The sequence below is a fragment of the uncultured Porticoccus sp. genome (genome assembly GCF_913061305.1).
GTDB lineage: Bacteria > Pseudomonadota > Gammaproteobacteria > Pseudomonadales > Porticoccaceae > Porticoccus.
Window position 1 is genome coordinate 78747 of sequence record NZ_CAJXST010000001.1, and the last position, 19039, is coordinate 97785.

Sequence of the window (19039 nt, forward strand, 5' to 3'; positions counted from 1 at the left end):
AAGGGAATAATCCAATGATACCGACGACCAGACAGACCAATCTGGTGATCTTTCTCGGCTGCACGCTGCTGATCCTGATCGCCCTTTACATGCAACACATGATGGGACTGGTTCCCTGTTACCTCTGTGTCACCCAGCGGGTATTCGTCATAGCCACCGGACTTATCGCCCTGCTGGCATTTCTTCATCACCGGCACACACGCTTTTACGGTGCTCTCACCGCCCTCAGCGCACTGGCAGGTGGTTTTTTCTCCGGCAAACAGCTCTGGTTGCAACACCTGCCGGAGGAGCAGGTTCCCGCCTGCGGGCCGCCGGTAGAATACCTGTTTGACGTTTTCAAATTCAGCGATGCGTTGGGCATGCTGCTGCGCGGTGACGGCAACTGTGCCGAGGTACAATGGCTGTTTCTCGGTCTCAGCATTCCCGGTTGGGCTCTGGTTTGTTTTCTCCTGCTGGCTGCGCTGGGTGTGTGGCAAATGGTGCGCCGCCGGTGAACTTGCTGCGCGGACTCGCCGTACTGGTTCTGTTTCAGGGCATTGGTGAGGGGATCAGTCACATCGCCGGGATACCGGTACCCGGCCCGGTAATCGGCATGGTCCTGTTATTTCTGGCACTGCAGTTCAGCCACACGGAAACACCGGCCTGGCTGGGGCGAACGGGCCACTCGCTTATCCGCTGGCTGTCTCTGATGTTCCTGCCCGCCTGCACCGGCCTGTTTTTTCTGCCCGACATTTCCCGGAACCAATGGCTCCCCATCGCCGGGGCCATTGTTCTGGCAACCTTGCTAACATTGCTATTGACTGCCCTGTTGATGCAAAAACTGATGCCCGCTGAGGCCGATCGCCCATGACAGCGTGGCTGGGCACTATCCTGCTATTGGCACTGACCTTTGTTGCTTTCGCTGCCGCTCTCTGGCTGTATCGGCTCAATCGGGGTCGGCCCACCCTACAGGCACTGATGCACCCGCTGGTTACCGGTCCGTTAATGGTAAGTGCCATGCTGGTCGCCACCCATATTGATTACGACCAATACCGGGAGGCCAATCAACTGTTCTTTTTTTTGCTGGGTACCACAACCGTTGCGTTGGCCATCCCGCTGCACCAGCAATTTCATCATATTAGTCGACTGTTCAGGCCGCTAATCATTACGCTGATATTTGGTGCCAGTTTTGCCGTGGCAAGTGCCCTGATCATCGCCTGGTTACTGGGTGGCTCCGTGGAGACACTGATTTCATTGGCACCCAAGTCAGTCACTACACCCATCGCCCTTGGCCTGTCGGAAAAGATTGGCGGTCTGCCGGCACTGACTGCCGGGGTGGTTGTCTTTACCGGCGTGGTGGGGGCGGTGATGGGTCCCCTGATATTTCGTTGGCTGGGCATTACGGATGACCGCATCATCGGCTTTGTCACTGGAATTTGTGCGCACGGGGTCGGGACAACCCGTGCCTTTGAAATCAGCGCCCGTTGCGGCGCTTTCGCCAGCCTGGGACTCGGCATGACAGGCGCGCTGACGGCTTTCAGCCTGCCGTGGCTGGTCATTTTTTTCCTCAATTAGCCCTGACAGCTATTGTGGCCGGGCACGCCCAATGTGTGCTTGCCACACACAGACTGTTTCCCTATGCTTGGTGCATTCCAATAATCACAAGCAGCACTGTTTATGCTAGAGAATTGTAAGTCGGCCCAGGAACGTTGGGGGGGTGTCAGCCAGCTGATCGATCAGTGGCTGGAGGAGCGGCAGGAGATGCTGGTTCGCTTCTGTGCGCTGGGCGAAATCCGCCATTTCAGTAGCGAGGATCCCTCACAGGGCAAGAAGGTCAAAACCTTTTTTGAAATTCTTGTGGACTACACCTCTGCAGGCCACTTTGAAATTTACGATCAGTTGATCCGTGAGGGTAACAGCTATCGGGATAAAGACGCACTGGAGGCCGCCAACGGGCTGCTGGAGACAATTGATGCTACAACAGAGCTGATCCTTGACTTCAATGACAAGTATCTGGAGACCGATGACCTCACCTCTCTGGCAGCGGATCTGTCCACACTGGGAGAAGCCATTGAGTCGCGGCTCGAGGCCGAGGACTGCATGATCGAAGTCCTGCATTCTGCACATCACGATCAATCCCATAAAGACAACTAGCATGCCCGGCCAATGGCATCGGAAAATTTTCGTACGTCATTACCGAATTGACCACCAATAAAAAAGGCCCATGAGGGCCTTTTTTGATTGACCGGACAAAACTGGGCTCGAATTAATCGAGGCCCATCACTTCGACCAGTTCCACTTCAAAAATCAGTGTGGCATTGGGGCCGATCAGTCCAGCTGTGCCATTTGGACCGTAGGCAAGATCGGAGGGTATGTAGAGCTCCCACTTGGCCCCTTCCTGCATTTTCTGCAGTGCTTCAGTCCAACCTGGAATCACCTGTCCGACGTTCAGCTCTATCGCACCACCGTGTTTCTCGGAGGCATCAAACTCAGTACCGTCAACCAGCGTCCCCCGATACTCCACGGAGACCTGATCGTTGGCATCAGGCGATGCGCCCGTACCGGCAGTAATGACCTTGTACTGCAGGCCGGTTTCAGTGGTAATCACACCCTCTTTATTGGCGTTGGCAGCAAGAAAGGCCTTCCCCTCAGCGGCATTTTTCTCTCCTGCTTCTGCCATCTCTGCCTGCTTTTCACCATTTAATGACTGTTGCTTGGCCTGCTGCTCCGCATGGAAGGTTTCAATCACCTCGGCCAGCTCTTCGTTATCAATACGCGGAGGACGATTATCGAGTGCGTCAGCCAGACCCGCGGCGAAGGTTTCGCGGTCCAGCTCAATACCACCCATCGCCAATTGGCCACCCATATCCACACCAATGACATAACTGTACTTCTGTAATTGCGTTTCCAGAACCGGCTCCTGATCTTGATCGCTTGTCTGCTGTGTCTGGGGCTTTTCACTGCAGGCGCCAAGGGCAAAAATGGCCGTCGAAGCCAGCAGTAGATATTTCATTTTCATAATCAGTACCTTGTATGGAAAATCAATTTAAGTGTTATGTTAACGTAAATTCAGCTTTTGAGCTTTGCCGAAACCACCGGCCAAACCAGTGGACTTCCGGAATTTATTGCAACGTCGCCTGTACGGCTCAAGTAAAGATTCAGATTTTGCAGTTGTTGCCTGACACCCAGCTCTCCGCTATCGGCGCTGTCCATTGAGCTGCCGCTTTTTTTCCGCCACCAGTTACACAGCCCATTCTGGACAACTCGCTCGGCCTTGAGTTCAAGTTGCTTAACTTCCAGCGGCCATTCCTGATCGGCGAAGCCCGCGAATTCCGACTGCACAAAACGCCGAACACCACGCAACGGCTCGACGACCTGTTCATTCCAATCTTGAATGACCTCTTCCACCTCATCCAGATCCGCGACAGTTAATACCTGTCCGAAACTGCCGAGCCAGCAACAGAACAGGACCAGATTGACATTGGCGCCGACGTTTTCCTGTAGCTCGAGACACACCCGGGCCACTTCCGGGCGACCGTAGTGAACCAGCGAATAGTCCCAGAAGGGATTGCCCGATAACTGGTTCAAAGCCCACACCTCAAGCCATTGCCAATACTGCGTCCACCAGTTTGTTGATGCCCGTGGCCGCTTCACTGATGCGACCGGCCAGCATATAGGCGGGCGTGGTAACCAACTTGTTCTTTTCATCGATACAGATATCGCCGACACCACAGGTCCGATGCTCGGCACCGGTGGATTCGATGGCTGCAGCAATCTCGGGGTTATCACCCACAGTGCACTTTACTCCAGCACCAAACAGCACACCCGACATCACCGGTGCAATACACATCAACCCAACCGGTTTACCGCTGTTGTGCATGGCATGAATAAAGTTACTGAGCTCCTCGCGGACACTCAACTGCGCACCCTGGACAGCGAAATCGGACAGGTTTTTGGCAGCGCCAAAGCCTCCGGGCAAAATGACCGCATCAAAATCATCGGCATTGGCTTCCGCCAGTTCTTTGATGTCACCTCGGGCCAGTCTTGCCGCTTCCACCAGCACATTGCGGGTCTCACCTTCAGCGACTTCACCCGTCGCGTGATTGATCACATGCAATTGCTCAATATCAGGTGCAAAACACTGAACCTCCGCACCAGCCTGGTCAAGACTCAGCAGGGTAATCACGCTTTCGTAAATTTCTGAGCCGTCATAAACGCCACAGCCGGACAGAACTACTGCCACTCGCTTGCTCATCACTTACCTCCTTCTAATTTCCACGACTCAAATGCATGGATGTATCTCAGTACCAACCGGGAGTATAGGCAGCCATCTGATGGATTCCCACCATCCCCTCCCGGCCTTCAGACTGACTGGAACAGTAAATCCCAAACGCCGTGACCCAGGCGTTCACCGCGCTGCTCAAATTTGGTGGTGGGCCGGTAGTCCGGACGCGGCGCGTAATGGCCGGTCCCGGCCACATTTTCGAGGCCACTGACCGCCTCCATTATCTCCAGCATATGCTCTGCGTAGGGCTGCCAGTCCGTTGCAAAATGCAGCATGCCCCCCAGCTTCAGCTTGTCCCGAAGTTGCTCGACAAATGCCGTCTGGATCAACCGTCGTTTATTGTGCTTCTTCTTGTGCCAGGGATCCGGAAAGTAAATCTGAACACGGTCGAGGCTGTGGCCGGCAATGCAATCGGCCAGAACGTCGTTCGCATCGGCCAGATACACCCGCAGGTTTGGCAACGCCAGTTTGCCGGTATTATTGATCAGGCGCCCCACCCCCGGCGGATGCACCTCAATACCAATAAAATCCTTATCCGGTTCTGTCTGCAGCATGGTCAACAACGAATCGCCCATACCAAAACCAATTTCCAGTACCCGCGGGGCCTCGCGACCAAACGTGGTATCTGCATCCAGTTGGCCCTGGTACAGACTCAGCCCGTAAACGGGCCAGTATTTTTCGAAAGCAGCACGCTGGCCCTCCGTCATCCGGCCGGCCCGCACCACATAACTTCGAATGGACTTCTTTTTAAACTCCGGCCTGATTTCCAACCCTATTCTCCGCTGCCTCTCGCCATGGTAACGAGTCGAATCAGCGCAAAAGACAGCACCACCCAACTTGCCATAAACAACAGCCCACCAAACGGGGTCACCATGCCGAGGGCCGTAAACCCGGTAATCACCAGGGCATAGAGGCTACCCGAGAACAACAGGGTTCCCGCCACCATCAACCAACCGGCCACCTCCAGTAATCGCAATGGCTGACGCAGGGCTGCGACGACGAGAGCCAATAGCGCCAGGGCGTGAAACATCTGATATAACACCGCTGTTTGCCAGACAGCCAGCATCTCGGGGCTCACCGAGCCACGCAATCCGTGGGCTCCGAACGCACCCAGCGCTACGGCCAAAAATCCCGAGATTGCCGCACAGACTGCCAATAGTTTCATTCGTTTCTCCAGAAAAACGCTTTTCAATAAAAAAGCCGCGATTTCCGCGGCTTTTCAGGTATCGACAAAATTATCGATATCAGGCTTCCATGGTCGCCCGCACTTTTTTCATGGCATTTTGCTCCAGCTGACGTACCCGCTCGGCAGAGATACCGTATTTATCCGCCAGGTCGTGCAGCGTGGCTTTATCATCCATCAGCCACCGGCTGTTGATAATATCGCGACTGCGGTCATCGAGCTCGGCGAGCGCCTTGACCATCCGCCCGTGGTTATCTTCCTCACTGTCGGACTGCTCCAGTTGCCAGGCCGGATCTGCGCGGTGATCTTCAAGATACAGTGCCGGGGCCTGGTAGCTACTGTCTTCATCACTGTCTTCCGGCACATCGAAGGCGGTGTCGCGAGCCGACAGTCGCTGTTCCATTTCCAGCACCTGCTTCACATCCACCCCCAGATCCTGGGCAATGGCCTCGGCTTCATTGTTGGTCAGCCAGGCCAGGCGGCGCTTGGCGCTGCGAAGGTTAAAAAATAATTTGCGTTGAGCCTTGGTGGTGGCCACTTTGACAATGCGCCAGTTGCGCAGGACATATTCGTGAATCTCGGCCTTGATCCAGTGGACGGCAAAGGATACCAGACGTACACCCTTCTCGGGATTGTAGCGTTTTACTGCTTTCATCAGACCGACATTGCCTTCCTGGATCAGATCCCCGAGGGGCAGGCCATAACCATTGTAGGAGCGCGCAATGTGCACGACAAAACGCAAATGCGAGAGCACCAGCCGACGGGCAGCGTCGAGGTCTTCACGATAATAGAGGTCTTCAGCGAGAGAGCGCTCCTGCTCCACAGACAACACGGCAATGGAGTTAACACCCTGCATGTACGCAGCGAGATTGGCACCCGGTGCCATCCATTCATAAGCCTGTAACGCTTTCTTCATATCAACCTCTAAAAACCAGGGAGCAGTAGTTTAGCAACTTGTGGTTAGATTTTCATAGTGTAAAAAAGTTGCATTTGCCAGTTTAATCTGTCGCAAGGCTACCCTGGCTCGATACTGGAGAGATGTCTGGCTACCGCCAGCCACGCGCCCACAAGTCCCAGTAGAGCACCCGCTGCCATGAGATAGAGCAGGCCGACCAAACCCAGCCCCTCCAGCTCAAAGACACTTTGATAGAGCGCGGCCAGCCTCGACACCAGCCCGGAAAGGGAAAATAACGCCAAAGCCACCAGCACCCAGGCCAGCACGCCACCAATCAGGCCATACCATACACCGGTGTAAAGAAAAGGCCGGCGGACATAGTTGTCAGTTCCACCCACCAGTTTGACCACGACAATTTCATCCCGGCGATTTTCGATCGCCAGACGGATTGTGTTACCCACGATCAACAGCACCCCCATTGAAAGAGCCAGGGCCAGAGCGAGCGCCAATCGCTCCCCAACAGACAATATTGCCTGCAGGCGTTCCATCCACTTCATATCCAGCCGCACTTCATCCACCCCCGGCAGGGCCATGATTCTTGCCACCAGCGCTTCGCTGGCCACCAGATCCCCCTGAAACCGGTTATCCGGCTGGACCAGCAACACAGCGGGCAGCGGATTCTCCTCCAGCATCTCCAGCACATCGCCAAAACCGGACAACTCGCGAAACTCTGTCAGGGCCTGTGCTCGGGAGATGTAACGGACTGAGCGAATATCGGCGTCCTCCGACAGGTTCTGCCGCAACTGCCCAATCGTTTCGTCTGAGGCGGACTTGTTCAGAAAGAGGGTCAGCTGGGCCGTTGTTTCCACCCGGCTGCCAAGCTGTTCAAGATTGACAATACCGAGGTAAAGCGCAGCCGGTAACCCCAGCGCGATCGCGACAACCAGTGACGTCATCAGGGTCTGGACCGGCTCTGCCAGCAATTTCCTGCTGGTACTGACGAGTAATTGCTGATGATGCTGTAAATAACTTTTCAGCTTGTCAGACCAGCCGACTTGCCCACCACTTGCCCCGCGTCGCGGTTCCTTTATCGGCGGTTTTTTGCCCACCCCGACCTTGCGCTCCGCCGACGGCCTGCGATCCTGTTTCTGCCACCGGTTAGCCGACATGCACAGGCCTCTCATCGCTCGCCAATCTGCCCTGCTGCAGCTGTAGGACACGCAGTCCCATCCTGGAAATCAGATCAATATCATGGGTGGCAATCAGAACGGTGACACCGACCTCGCCAAAATCGCGGAACAGATTCATGATCTCTGATGACAGTTCCGGGTCGAGGTTTCCGGTGGGCTCATCTGCCAGCAGAATGCGGGGTTTGTGTACCACTGCCCGGGCAATACCCACGCGCTGCTGCTCGCCACCGGACAGCGTGATGGGATTTTGTTTTTCCTTGTCGAGCAGGCCCACTTTATCCAGCGCAGCCCTCACCCGGCGACCTACCTCACGGGGCTGATAACCGGAAACCAACAATGGCAGCGCCACGTTATCAAACACCGTTCGGTCAAACAGCAGCTGATGATTCTGAAACACAACACCCACATTGCGCCGGTAGTAGGGAATCTGGCTGCGGTGTAACCGACCGAGGTTTTTACCATTGATCAGCAACTGTCCCTGGCTGGGACGCTCCATCAGCATAACCAATTTTAATACCGTGCTCTTGCCGGCACCGGAATGCCCGGTAAGAAAAGCCATTTCACCGGCATCGAGATTCAACGTCAAACCGCTCAGGGCCTCCTGGCCCGTGGCATAACGTTTACTGACCTTGTCAAAGCAGATCATGGGATTTGGCTTGCCACTCAAGTGTTCTGGTCAAACAATGCCGCCACATATTCCTGAGCCACAAAGGGTTGCAGGTCGTCTATACTCTCACCCAGGCCCACGTACCGAATGGGTACGCCAAAGCGTTTACAGAGGGAAAAGATGATGCCGCCCTTAGCGGTGCCATCCAGCTTGGTCAGCGCCACACCGGTGACGGTAACGGCCTCCTGAAATTGTTGCATCTGATTGAGCGCATTCTGGCCTGTTCCGGCATCCAGCACGAGCAGCACCTCATGGGGAGCACTGTCATCGAGCTTGGCCATCACCCGTTTGACCTTTTTGAGCTCTTCCATCAGATTGCTTTTGTTGTGCAGGCGTCCCGCGGTATCGGCAATCAATATGTCTGTACCCCGGGATTTGGCGGACTGAATCGCATCAAAGATGACCGAGGCGCTGTCCGCTCCGCTCTGTTGGGCAACCACCGGTACGCTGTTGCGGTCACCCCAAGCCTGCAGCTGTTCAACCGCTGCAGCACGGAAGGTATCCCCGGCTGCCAACATCACGGATTTACCCTGATTCTGAAATCGTTTGGCCAGTTTGCCAATGGTCGTGGTCTTGCCGACACCATTGACCCCGATAACCAGAATCACATAGGGCTGATGCGCCCCGGTGATGGACAGCGCCTGCTCACAGGGTTTCAACTTTGCCGCCATCGCGTCTTGCAGTGCGGCAAACAGGGCACGACTGTGGGCCAACTCCCTGCGCTGTACCCGCCCGGCGAGGTCCTGAATAATCTCCACCGTGGATTCAATACCCACATCAGCCTGTAATAACAGGGTTTCAAGCTCTTCCAGCAGGGCATCGTCTATTTCCCGGTCGCCGAGAAACAGATTGCCAAATGTGCGGCCGGTCTTCGACAGGGCGCGACGAAATCGGTCGCCCAGCGTCTCTTTTTGCGTATTTTCCGCAGCCACTGCCATTGATGGCTCGGGCTTAACTTCGGCAGGGGTCTGCTCAGGTTTTTTGGATGAACGAAAACGCTGCAAAAAAGAGCGCTTTTCATTCGCAGACATATCATTTTCCATCTTGCTTGGGTCGGTCACAGTGATCCTGTTTTCTCAGTTGGTATCGGGCGGTGTATGCTATCACTTTAGGGAGTATATAACGTTTGAAAAACCACCCATCTACAGCGACACGTGCTGCGAAGGGGGCTCGCAGTCAGGTCCGTATTATCGGCGGGCGGTGGCGCGGGCGCAAATTACAATTTACCGAAGTGGCGGGTTTACGACCCACCGGCGACCGCATCCGGGAAACCCTGTTCAACTGGCTCACACCATGGCTTGGCGGCGCCAGGTGCCTGGACCTGTTTGCCGGTTCGGGGGCACTGGGAATCGAGGCATTGTCCCGGGGGGCTGCCGAGGTCACGTTGATTGAAAAGCACCCTCAGGCAGCGGAGAACCTGCGTGGCAACTGCGTCCAACTCAAGGCCGACGATGCCAGAATCATTCAGGCAGACACACTCGTCTGGCTGGCGAACAGCTCACCAGACCAGCCCTTCGATATCGTATTTCTCGACCCACCGTTTTCGTCAGACCTGCTGCAACCCTGCTGCGAGCTAATGCAGAAACCCGGGCTGCTGGCAACCGGTAGTCTGATCTACCTGGAAACCGACCGATACCAGCCCCTTCCGGAGATCTCCCCCACGTGGGAATTACTGCGCGAAAAAACCGCCGGACAGGTCAGCTACCGATTGTATCGGGTCAGTTGAGCCCCCCGGACAAAACGTTTACCATGGCGGCCCTTTTCCGAGGCAAACCATCACTGTGAAAACCATTGTTTATCCAGGCACCTTTGATCCCATCACCAACGGACATATCGATCTGGTGGAGCGTGCCAGCAGCCTGTTTCACCATGTGATTGTCGCCATCGCCACCAGCTCAAGAAAGCACCCCATGTTCGACCTCAATGAACGCATTGATCTGGCCAGGCAAGCCCTGTCCCATCTCGACAATGTGGAAGTAAGGGGGTTTGATTACCTGCTGGTTAACTTTGTCAATGATTGTGGTGCAGATGCCATTCTCCGGGGGTTGCGCGCTGTATCGGATTTTGAATACGAATTTCAACTTGCCAACATGAATCGTGCACTGGCACCGGATATTGAAAGTATTTTCCTGACGCCATCGGAGAAGCTTTCCTATATATCCTCTTCACTGGTAAAGGAAATATCCTCTCTGGGTGGGGACATCAACGAATTTGTCCCCCCCTCGGTGAGAGATGCGCTGGTACAAAAATTCTTCAGCAGCTGATCACCGCTGGCAGCGTGGACAATAGACCGTGGAGCGCTGCCCCAACCTGATTTCCCTCAATACCGTTTGACAGCGCAGGCAGGGCAATCCACCACGACCATAGACAAGCAATTGCTGTTTAAAGTAGCCGGGTTTGCCATCACCACCGACAAAATCACGCAAGGTCGTACCACCCTGTTCTATCGCCTTTCCGAGCACCTGACGGACCTGTTCTGCCAGGGATTCCAGGCGCTGCCGGGACACCTTACCGGCAGCCAGCGTCGGTCTGATACCACTGAGAAAAAGTGATTCATTGGCGTAAATATTACCGGCACCCACGACCACCCGGTTATCCATCAGAAAAGCTTTGACCGCAACGCTCCTTCCCCTAGACAACCGATAGAGGTAATCACCATTAAAATCGGGTGCGAAGGGTTCAGGACCCAATTGGCAGAGCCGAGCATGTTGCTCCGGAGGCCCCTCGACCCAGAGTATCGAGCCAAATCGACGCGGGTCGGAATAACGCAGCACGGTGTCGTCTGCAAAGCAGATATCCACGTGATCGTGCTTTGCAGCAGGGGTGTCGACAGTGACGATTCTGAGGCTCCCCGACATACCCAGGTGAATCATCAGGTGGCCCTGCGGAAAGCGAAATAACAGGTACTTGCCACGCTGTCGCCCTTCCAGCAATGGCATTCCGCAAAGTTTTTCTGGCAGCCCCGGTGATACCGGCCAGCGCAGGCGGGACTCCCGCACCACGACCGCCTGAACATCCTTGCCAAGGATATGCGGCACAACTCCCCGCAATGTCACCACCACTTCCGGCAATTCCGGCATAATTCACTCCTGCAAACAGCCCGCGGCTGAAATCTCTGGCATACTTTAAAACAGCTTCGGACAAAGGGCATCAGCCAGCCGGGGCACGACACCATTCAATCCACGTTTCAACAGGTAATCAGCATGGCTATAGGCAGGCGCAAAGTCGCCGAGGAACAGACGGACATCGATATGACGCCGATGCTGGATGTCGTCTTTATTCTGCTGATCTTTTTTGTAGTCACCGCCTCGTTTGTCCGCGAAGCAGGTATTGATATCAACCGCCCCCCAATCAGTGACGAGCCACCACCGGACAGCCAGCCAACTGCTGTTATTTTTCGTATCGCTGAAGACAATACTGTCTGGCTTGAAGGACGGCGTATTGATGTTCGCTCAGTGCGCGCCAACGTCGAAAGAGTCCATGCCGAAAACCCACGGACAAAAGTCATTATTGAAGCGCACCCCCTCGCCAAAACGGAGACCTTTGTATTGATTTCCGATCAGGCCAGAGAGGCGGGGGTATACGACATCGCCCTTGGCACCACAAAATAGCCAGATAAACGTGCGACACAAAAAAGCCCCGGCTGCTGCGGGGCTCGTTCGGTAGAAGCAGGCATCAGTGTCTGCCGGGAGGCGGATTACTTGATTTTCGCTTCTTTGTAGGGGACATGCTTGCGAACCACCGGATCGTACTTGCTGAACTCCAGCTTTTCCGGCTGGGTACGCTTGTTCTTGGTGGTGGTGTAATAGTGTCCGGTGCCGGCACTGGATACCAGTTTGATTTTGTCGCGATTTGACTTGGCCATGGTTAGTCTCCTTAAACCTTAGCGTCGCGCTTGCGGATATCCGCCAGCACTTGGTCGATACCCAGCTTGTCAATAATGCGCATGCCCTTTGAAGAAATGCGCAGTTTGATAAAACGTTTCTCCGCCTCAACCCAAAAACGGTGACTGTGCAGGTTGGGCTCAAACCGGCGACGGGTTCTGTTTTTGGCGTGGGATACATTGTTACCTGTCATCGGTTTTTTGCCGGTGACCTGACATACTTTAGACATTGCTTTGCCTCTGCTATTGGCGCCACCCCATCGGGCGACCGCTTTTGAAACCTGGCCGTTAAACCTGTTGTCCGAGAGACACCCCGAAAGGAGACACCCCGAAAAGAGCCGCGTTTTATACCAGAACGTCTCCCTGAAATCAAATACATTCACAGAATTGATTACCCGAGCTATGGGTCAGATCATTCCCCTCTCGGCGAGGGAAACGGTGTGGCCACCGCCCACAATCACGTGATCCAGCACCCTCACATCCACCAATTGCAGTGCTTCCTGCAGTTGACGGGTAATGCATCGATCGGGGTCACTGGGTTCAGCCACGCCAGACGGGTGGTTGTGCGAGAGAATGACGGCCGCAGCATTGTGATGTAATGCCCGCTTGACCACTTCACGGGGGTGGACATTGGCGCTATTGACGGTACCGAAAAACAGTTTTTCCCAGGCAATCAAACGGTGCTGGTTATCGAGAAACAGTACTCCGAACACTTCCTGATGGCGCTGGCCCAGCTGTGCCAGCAGAAATTCTCCTACACTGGCCGGATTGCTGAACACCTGATCCCGCTGCAGCTTTTCCCCCAGGTGGCGCCTTGCCAGCTCCATCACCGCCTGCAACTGGACAAACTTGGCCTCACCCAGACCGCGGGCACGACAAAATGTGGGCTTGTCGGCGGCGAGCAACTGACCAAGATTGCCAAACTGATGCAGCAGTGATCGCGCCAAATCCACGGCCGATTGCCCGGCACAGCCAGTGCGCAGAAAAATTGCCAGCAATTCGGCATCGGAGAGCGTCTCCGCACCTTTTACCATGAGTTTTTCCCGGGGCCGCTCGCCCTCGGGCCAGTCTCTAATCGACATAACACCTCCCTGTGCTATCAATAATATAGCCCCTGACTACGCAAACCTCCACGGCAATGTTATCTTAACCTTCCGGTGTCATATACAGGATCCACCCGATGCTCTCTCTGGCAAACAAACGCATACTGTTGGGTATAACCGGTGGAATTGCCGCCTACAAAAGTGCCGAGATTGTCCGTCGACTACAGGATGCCGGTGCCGACATACAGGTAGTAATGACCAGTGCGGCCACCGAATTCATTACACCACTCACGCTACAGGCACTCTCCGGACATCGCGTCCACCTGGCTCTACTCGACCCGGAAAGCGAGGCGGCCATGGGCCATATCGAACTGTCCCGTTGGGCCGATGTCATCCTGGTCGCACCGGCCACCGCGGATTTTATGGCCAAACTGGCCAATGGCGAAGGCAGCGACCTGCTCTCCACTATCTGCCTGGCCAGCCGATCGACACTGGCCATTGCACCGTCCATGAACCAGGGTATGTGGCGCCACCCCAGCACCCAATACAATCTGGAGCGATTGCGCGGGCGTGGCGTGCACATTTTTGGCCCAACGGAGGGCAGCCAGGCCTGTGGCGACATCGGGCCAGGCAGAATGACCGAGCCACAGGATATTGTTGAACTCACCGCCGATCTGTTTGAAACCGGCGCACTGACCGGCAGAAAAGTCGTCATCACGGCAGGTCCTACCCGGGAGGCGATTGACCCGGTGCGCTACATCAGCAACCACAGTTCCGGAAAGATGGGTTATGCCCTGGCAGAAGCTGCTGCAGAGGCCGGTGCAGAAACTGTGCTGATCAGCGGCCCGGTTAATCTCAGCCCCCCCGATCGAGTCAAAACCATCCACGTGACCAGCGCCCTGGAGATGTACGAGGCAGCGCTGGCCGAAACGGAGAACTGCCAGCTATTCATCGCCTCAGCGGCTGTGGCTGATTATCGGCCCGCCCGGGTCGCCGAACAGAAAATGAAAAAAACCGCTGATCAGATGACCATTGAACTGGTGAAAAACCCGGATATTGTGAGTGCTGTTGCCGCGCTGCAGAATCGCCCTTTTACGGTGGGCTTTGCCGCGGAAACAACCCAGGTGGAAGATTTCGCCCGCAGCAAGCTGGAACGAAAAAAACTCGATCTGGTCATCGCCAACGATGTCTCCGACCGGACCATTGGTTTTAACAGTGATGACAACGCTGTGCTGGTCGTGGAAATGCAGGGCGCCGAGGCCATCCCCAAAATTAACAAGTCCATTTTGGCGCGGCAGCTAATCGCCAAAATTGCAGACATGCTACCGACCGACTAGACCGATATGACAAACCCCAACTCCCGGCGTCGCACAATAATCCTGAAACTGGCCAAACACCCTGTTTTGAACGGATTTCTGGCACTGCTGTTCTGCACTGCCGCTATCGTTACCTATCTGCTGTACCACCAGATGATGGCCAGTGCCAGGACATCCCTTGCCGCATCGTTTGCCACTGAATATGCCACCAAGCAACGTATATTGGTCGACCACCATATCGATCAGCGGGCGCAGCAACTACTCGCCCTGGCACAGGATGATCTGTTCGTCGAGGCATTGGCTACCGCCGACCAAACCATGCTGTCACGCATGGAACAGCGGATGAAAGACCTGATAGCCGACTTGAATGATGGCTATCTGCTACGCCCCGGGCTGGGCCGCCTCGCGGACTCGAACAACTTCATCGGGCAACAATTATCCCGACAGGTACTGGAAGGCAAACTGCCTGAGCCCGTCGCGGCGAAGGTCAGCGACGAGTGGGAGCTGCTGTTTGCCTTCCCGGTAAAAAACACAGAGGGTGAAATCCTCGGCACATTGCTGGCCATGCTGTCAATGGCGCCGCTCACCCGGGCACTTGCCCGGACGGTCGACCCCTCCCTGGGAACGACCGAACTGTTGCAGAATGTCCCCGGAGCCGGAGCCACACCTTTTCTCACCCTGACCAACAGGTCCAAGGCTGTGAATACCGTCAAACAAGACACCCGTATCGGCACATGGAAACTGCATTTCACTGGCAGCGCGACCTTATTGAAAAAAGCAGCCCCTTCTTACACGGAATTTATGGTGCTGGCAGGTGCCGTGGTGAGCATTACCCTACTCCTGGCCTACCTGGCTATTCGTATCGCCCTTCACCGCGACCATTGGCAGAATTGGCAGAGAAGGAGGAAGCCCGTGTTTGCCAGACCAGCTGCCAACCAGGCGACACCACCTGCCGGCGGGACTATTGATGAGGCTGTTGACGGGGCCACTGATCGGACCAATGACACTGATTCAGCAGCTGAGCCACCGGAACCGGCAACCTACAGCGAAACCGATAGCGACCCTGACAACACAGACGGCAATGACGACATATCTGATATCCCGGCGGTGGTGTTTCGCGATTATGACATCCGGGGCCTGGCTGGCTCACAACTAACCCCGGCGTTCGCCCTCAAGCTTGGCCGGGCGCTGGCTCGCCGGGCAATGCTGGTGGATGAGCACACCTTGGTCACCGGCTATGATGGACGACTGTCCAGCCCGGAATTGATCGAATCACTCGAAGAGGGAATCCGCAGCACGGGCTGTCACGTCATCCATTTGGGAGCAGTGCCCACCCCCCTGCTCAATTTTGCCACCAATCATCTGCAACAGACGGAGTGTGGCGTGATGGTGACTGCCAGCCATAACCCGGCACAATACAACGGATTCAAGATTTTCTTTCAGCACCACGCCCTCTGCGGTACGGAAATTATGGCCCTGCAGACCGAAATGACGGAAGACTACCCCGATAAACCCCATGGCGAGCGTCAGGAACTGGACCTTTCGGTTGATTATATTGAGGCCATTACCGACGACGTGGTTCCCGCCCAGCACATTAAGGTAGTACTGGATGCCGGCAACGGCATAGCCGGTGAACTGGCATCACGGGTACTGGACGCCATCGGCTGCGATGTCATCCCCCTCTACTGCGATGTGGACGGCAGCTTTCCCAATCATGCGCCGGATCCCACCGTGCCGGAAAATCTGACCGATCTTATCTGCCATGTAAAAGACAACCAGGCCGACCTGGGGATTGCGCTGGACGGTGATGGCGACCGGATTGTAGCGGTGTCTGCCAGTGGCAAAATTATCTGGCCAGATGAGTTATTGATGATTTTTGCCCGGGACGTCGTTTCGCGACACCCGGGAACAGACATCGTATTTGATATCAAAAGCACCCGACGCCTCAACACACTGATCAGCAGCTACGGTGGTCGCCCGGTAATGTGGAAAACCGGCCACTCCCACATGTATAACAAAATCATCGAAAGCAAGGCACCGCTTGGCGGGGAATTCAGCGGCCATATTTTCTTCCAGGATCGCTGGTTTGGCTTTGATGACGGCATCTATGCGGCAGCGCGGCTGATTGAAATCATGACCATTCGCGAACAGGACCTGGATGAGATAATGGCCGGCTTTGAGGAACGCTGTTCAACGCCTGAAATACGAATAGAAGTGGATGAACAGGAGAAGTTCACGCTGATTGAAAAACTGCGGGAAAAGGAGGCCTTCCAGGCCGGCAAGATATCCACCATTGACGGAATTCGGGTCGATTTTCCAAAGGCATGGGGATTGGTGCGAGCTTCCAATACCGGCCCGGCACTGACCCTGCGGTTTGAAGCGGAGACCGAGGAATCACTCGAAAAAATCAAATCGCTTTTCCGTCAGCAACTCCGTAGCATAGACGATCGCTTGAGCTTTTGAATGACCACACTGTCAGGAACACACATGTCACTAACGCGAGAGGCCGCCTCCAACACGGCCAGGGTTCTGTCCGAGGCACTACCCTACATCCAGCGCTTCACCGGCAAGACTATTGTCGTCAAATTTGGCGGCAATGCCATGGTGGACGAAAAGCTGAAAGCCAGCTTTGCCCGGGATATTGTGCTGATGAAGCTGGTGGGCATGAACCCGGTGGTGATCCACGGTGGCGGCCCACAAATTGGCGAACTGCTGGCACGGCTGCAAATTGAATCCCACTTTGTCAACGGCATGCGGGTTACCGACAGCAAAACCATGGACGTGGTGGAAATGGTGCTGGGCGGTGGCGTCAACAAGGAAATCGTCAATCTCATTCACCACGCCGGTGGCAAGGCCGTTGGTATTACCGGCAAGGACGGCCAGTTAATCAAGGCCCGCAAACTCAAAGTCAGCCGGCACACACCCGAGATGGAAGCACCGGAAATCATTGATATCGGCCACGTGGGTGAAGTCGAATCGGTGAATACCGGCGTTATCGACATGCTGACTAACAGTGATTTTATTCCGGTAATCGCACCCATCGGGGTCGATAGTGAAGGCAACTCCTACAACATCAATGCCGACCTGGTGGCCGGCAAAATCGCCGAAGTCCTCAAGGCAGAAAAATTGATTCTGCTCACCAACGTCGCGGGCCTGCAGGATAAAAATGGCGAGATTTTGACCGGCCTGTCCACCCGACAGGTGGATGAACTGATCGCAGATGGCACGATCTACGGCGGCATGCTACCGAAAATCCGCTGTGCGCTGGATGCGGTCAAGGGCGGCGCCAGAACAGCCCATATTATTGACGGCCGGGTCAACCATGCCACACTGCTGGAAATCTTTACCGATCTGGGTGTCGGCACGTTGATCACCGATGAAGCCGTAGAGAGCCCCGGATGACAACAACAGCAAAAATTTCCAGAAAACAACACATTCTGCAAGCCCTCGCCGGGATGCTGGAAGCCGCGCCCGGTGGGCGTATCACCACTGCTGCACTGGCCGCAGAGGTCGGTGTATCCGAGGCTGCGCTCTATCGGCACTTCCCGAGTAAAACCCGGATGTATGAGGGCCTGATCGATTTTATCGAGGAGACGCTGTTTACCCGGATGCGCACAATCATTGTCGAAGAACCGGATGCCGCCAGTCGCTGCTACCGCATTTTGACGCTGCTGCTCACGTTTGCCGAACGCAACCCCGGGATCACCCGGTTACTCACGGGCGACGCACTGACCGGTGAGACAGAGCGACTGCACAAGCGGATACAGCAATTATTTGATCGACTGGAAACCCAGCTAAAGCAGATTCTTCGCGAAGCTGAGATATCGGAAAATCTGCGCCCGGCCATCACGGTAACGGCCGCAGCCAACCTGATATTGGCGCTGGCCGAAGGCAGGATCAGTCAGTTTGTGCGCAGCGAATTCACTCGGTTGCCGACGGCGAACTGGCAGGAGCAGTGGTCGGTGGCTGCGACGGTGTTTTTTCGGGATTCAACGCTTTAAAGCGGTTTTTGTAACGCTCATAACGCGCCGCCACCACCTCATATTCCTGCTTGCGCAGCAACAACATATGCTGTGTATCCCCGGTTAACCTCGCGATCTCATCCATTCTTTCCAACAGGTCTTGAGGTAATTTTTTACCGGCCAGCTGATATCGGGCTGCCCTGGTTTTGGCCTTCTCAAGCTGTTCTTCATTTTTGGCCCGGTTGGACTCGATAATCTCTATTTCTCTGGCCAGCTGAGCCAACCGTCGCTCTCCGGCAGCCTCAACCTCGCCAACATCGCTGTAGCTGCGCAATAGAAATTGATCCTCCTTGAGTTGATCCGCCCGGCTTGCCGCGCCAGCTACGGCCCTCTCCTCTTCTTCCACGGGCTGATGCGGCGGGACGGTTTTCACCACCCTGCCGGTGCTACTGAGCACCTCATAGCCTTTGGCGACGTATTCCGGGGGTACTTGGTGGTCAATCACCAGGTTGCCCTCGCTGTTGTGATAGCGGAAAAGATTACCGGCCTCTGCTAACATGGACGCCGAACAAAATAATGCCAACATCAGGCACCAGGTGGATTTGCTGTTATTGATTAAATTGGCCATAGAGACAG

The 19039-nt window shown here is 55.2% G+C and carries 25 protein-coding genes; 11 read left to right on the forward strand and 14 right to left on the reverse strand.

The genetic code is table 11. The annotated features are described in order from the left end of the window. Positions 1-14 precede the first annotated feature (14 nt). The 4 genes from QZ516_RS00370 (at position 15) to rsd (ending at position 2133) form a co-directional block, all read left to right on the forward strand. On the forward strand, positions 15-494 hold the full coding sequence (locus QZ516_RS00370) for a disulfide bond formation protein B (protein ID WP_297184717.1): 480 nt from the start codon (positions 15-17) through the stop codon (positions 492-494). Further along, positions 491-850 (forward strand): CidA/LrgA family protein, encoded by a 360-nt coding sequence (locus QZ516_RS00375; protein WP_297184719.1) that lies wholly within the window; start codon positions 491-493, stop codon positions 848-850. The genes QZ516_RS00370 and QZ516_RS00375 overlap by 4 nt, the downstream gene beginning before the upstream one ends. Beyond that, a complete protein-coding gene (locus QZ516_RS00380) occupies positions 847-1554 on the forward strand; it encodes an LrgB family protein (protein WP_297184721.1) in 708 nt (235 codons plus the stop codon). The genes QZ516_RS00375 and QZ516_RS00380 overlap by 4 nt, the downstream gene beginning before the upstream one ends. Positions 1555-1656: 102 nt before the next feature. Next, complete coding sequence (rsd, locus tag QZ516_RS00385) at positions 1657-2133, forward strand: sigma D regulator (RefSeq protein WP_297184723.1); 477 nt, start codon at positions 1657-1659, stop codon at positions 2131-2133. Positions 2134-2245: 112 nt separating this feature from the next. Here the strand turns inward: rsd and QZ516_RS00390 are convergent, their stop codons facing one another. The 9 genes from QZ516_RS00390 to ftsY all read right to left on the reverse strand — a co-directional run bounded on the left by QZ516_RS00390 (position 2246) and on the right by ftsY (position 9230). Further along, a complete protein-coding gene (locus QZ516_RS00390) occupies positions 2246-2998 on the reverse strand; it encodes an FKBP-type peptidyl-prolyl cis-trans isomerase (protein ID WP_297184724.1) in 753 nt (250 codons plus the stop codon). A 50-nt stretch (positions 2999-3048) separates the two neighbouring features. Further along, positions 3049-3567, reverse strand: coding sequence for a TIGR02444 family protein (locus tag QZ516_RS00395; protein WP_297184726.1), 519 nt, complete (start codon positions 3565-3567; stop codon positions 3049-3051). A gap of 10 nt (positions 3568-3577) precedes the next feature. Continuing rightward, positions 3578-4234 carry an isoprenoid biosynthesis glyoxalase ElbB gene (gene elbB, locus QZ516_RS00400; protein WP_297184728.1) on the reverse strand — a complete coding sequence of 219 codons (657 nt, stop codon included), beginning with the start codon at positions 4232-4234 and terminating at the stop codon, positions 3578-3580. A gap of 107 nt (positions 4235-4341) precedes the next feature. After that, positions 4342-5028, reverse strand: a complete 687-nt coding sequence (gene trmB, locus QZ516_RS00405) for a tRNA (guanosine(46)-N7)-methyltransferase TrmB (protein WP_297185504.1) — start codon at positions 5026-5028, stop codon at positions 4342-4344. 8 nt (positions 5029-5036) lie between these two features. Continuing rightward, positions 5037-5429, reverse strand: a complete 393-nt coding sequence (locus tag QZ516_RS00410; RefSeq protein ID WP_297184730.1) for a DUF423 domain-containing protein — start codon at positions 5427-5429, stop codon at positions 5037-5039. Positions 5430-5508: 79 nt separating this feature from the next. Then, the gene (gene rpoH, locus QZ516_RS00415; RefSeq protein WP_297184732.1) at positions 5509-6363 is read right to left on the reverse strand and encodes an RNA polymerase sigma factor RpoH; all 855 of its coding nucleotides are present in this window, start codon (positions 6361-6363) and stop codon (positions 5509-5511) included. Positions 6364-6461: 98 nt separating this feature from the next. After that, complete coding sequence (gene ftsX / locus QZ516_RS00420) at positions 6462-7511, reverse strand: permease-like cell division protein FtsX (protein WP_297184733.1); 1050 nt, start codon at positions 7509-7511, stop codon at positions 6462-6464. Then, positions 7501-8178, reverse strand: coding sequence for a cell division ATP-binding protein FtsE (gene ftsE / locus QZ516_RS00425; RefSeq protein WP_297184735.1), 678 nt, complete (start codon positions 8176-8178; stop codon positions 7501-7503). Before ftsE ends, ftsX begins: the two co-directional genes overlap by 11 nt. 17 nt (positions 8179-8195) lie before the next feature. Next, positions 8196-9230: a signal recognition particle-docking protein FtsY gene (ftsY, locus tag QZ516_RS00430; RefSeq protein WP_297184737.1), complete on the reverse strand. Its 1035-nt coding sequence runs from the start codon at positions 9228-9230 to the stop codon at positions 8196-8198. Between the two features lie 95 nt (positions 9231-9325). Between ftsY and rsmD the strand changes: the two genes are divergently transcribed. Further along, positions 9326-9925: a 16S rRNA (guanine(966)-N(2))-methyltransferase RsmD gene (rsmD, locus tag QZ516_RS00435; protein WP_297184739.1), complete on the forward strand. Its 600-nt coding sequence runs from the start codon at positions 9326-9328 to the stop codon at positions 9923-9925. A gap of 55 nt (positions 9926-9980) precedes the next feature. Then, positions 9981-10463, forward strand: a complete 483-nt coding sequence (coaD, locus tag QZ516_RS00440) for a pantetheine-phosphate adenylyltransferase (protein WP_297184740.1) — start codon at positions 9981-9983, stop codon at positions 10461-10463. On the opposite strand, the gene mutM is transcribed toward coaD, so the two are convergent. After that, positions 10464-11279 (reverse strand): bifunctional DNA-formamidopyrimidine glycosylase/DNA-(apurinic or apyrimidinic site) lyase, encoded by an 816-nt coding sequence (mutM, locus tag QZ516_RS00445; protein WP_297184742.1) that lies wholly within the window; start codon positions 11277-11279, stop codon positions 10464-10466. It abuts the gene before it with no gap. A gap of 123 nt (positions 11280-11402) precedes the next feature. On the opposite strand from mutM, the gene QZ516_RS00450 reads away from it, so the two are divergent. After that, positions 11403-11810: a biopolymer transporter ExbD gene (locus QZ516_RS00450; protein ID WP_297184744.1), complete on the forward strand. Its 408-nt coding sequence runs from the start codon at positions 11403-11405 to the stop codon at positions 11808-11810. 86 nt (positions 11811-11896) lie between these two features. Here QZ516_RS00450 and rpmG read toward each other — a convergent pair whose 3' ends face one another. The 3 genes from rpmG to radC form a co-directional block, all read right to left on the reverse strand. Next, positions 11897-12064, reverse strand: a complete 168-nt coding sequence (gene rpmG / locus QZ516_RS00455; RefSeq protein WP_036858763.1) for a 50S ribosomal protein L33 — start codon at positions 12062-12064, stop codon at positions 11897-11899. Positions 12065-12075: 11 nt separating this feature from the next. After that, positions 12076-12312: a 50S ribosomal protein L28 gene (gene rpmB, locus QZ516_RS00460; RefSeq protein WP_036858764.1), complete on the reverse strand. Its 237-nt coding sequence runs from the start codon at positions 12310-12312 to the stop codon at positions 12076-12078. A gap of 177 nt (positions 12313-12489) precedes the next feature. Beyond that, positions 12490-13164, reverse strand: coding sequence for a DNA repair protein RadC (radC, locus tag QZ516_RS00465; protein ID WP_297184747.1), 675 nt, complete (start codon positions 13162-13164; stop codon positions 12490-12492). Between the two features lie 98 nt (positions 13165-13262). Between radC and coaBC the strand changes: the two genes are divergently transcribed. From coaBC to slmA, 4 genes are read left to right on the forward strand one after another with little or no spacing between them, the layout of a single operon-like run. Further along, entirely contained in the window at positions 13263-14462 is a 1200-nt protein-coding gene (gene coaBC / locus QZ516_RS00470) for a bifunctional phosphopantothenoylcysteine decarboxylase/phosphopantothenate--cysteine ligase CoaBC (protein WP_297184749.1), read from the forward strand. A gap of 6 nt (positions 14463-14468) precedes the next feature. After that, positions 14469-16904, forward strand: coding sequence for a phosphomannomutase/phosphoglucomutase (locus QZ516_RS00475; protein ID WP_297184751.1), 2436 nt, complete (start codon positions 14469-14471; stop codon positions 16902-16904). Between the two features lie 24 nt (positions 16905-16928). Then, entirely contained in the window at positions 16929-17843 is a 915-nt protein-coding gene (gene argB / locus QZ516_RS00480) for an acetylglutamate kinase (RefSeq protein WP_297184753.1), read from the forward strand. Continuing rightward, positions 17840-18442 (forward strand): nucleoid occlusion factor SlmA, encoded by a 603-nt coding sequence (slmA, locus tag QZ516_RS00485; RefSeq protein ID WP_297184755.1) that lies wholly within the window; start codon positions 17840-17842, stop codon positions 18440-18442. The genes argB and slmA overlap by 4 nt, the downstream gene beginning before the upstream one ends. Here slmA and QZ516_RS00490 read toward each other — a convergent pair. Beyond that, entirely contained in the window at positions 18363-19031 is a 669-nt protein-coding gene (locus QZ516_RS00490; protein WP_297184757.1) for a hypothetical protein, read from the reverse strand. The two genes, slmA and QZ516_RS00490, sit on opposite strands and share 80 nt — an antisense overlap. Positions 19032-19039 lie beyond the last annotated feature (8 nt).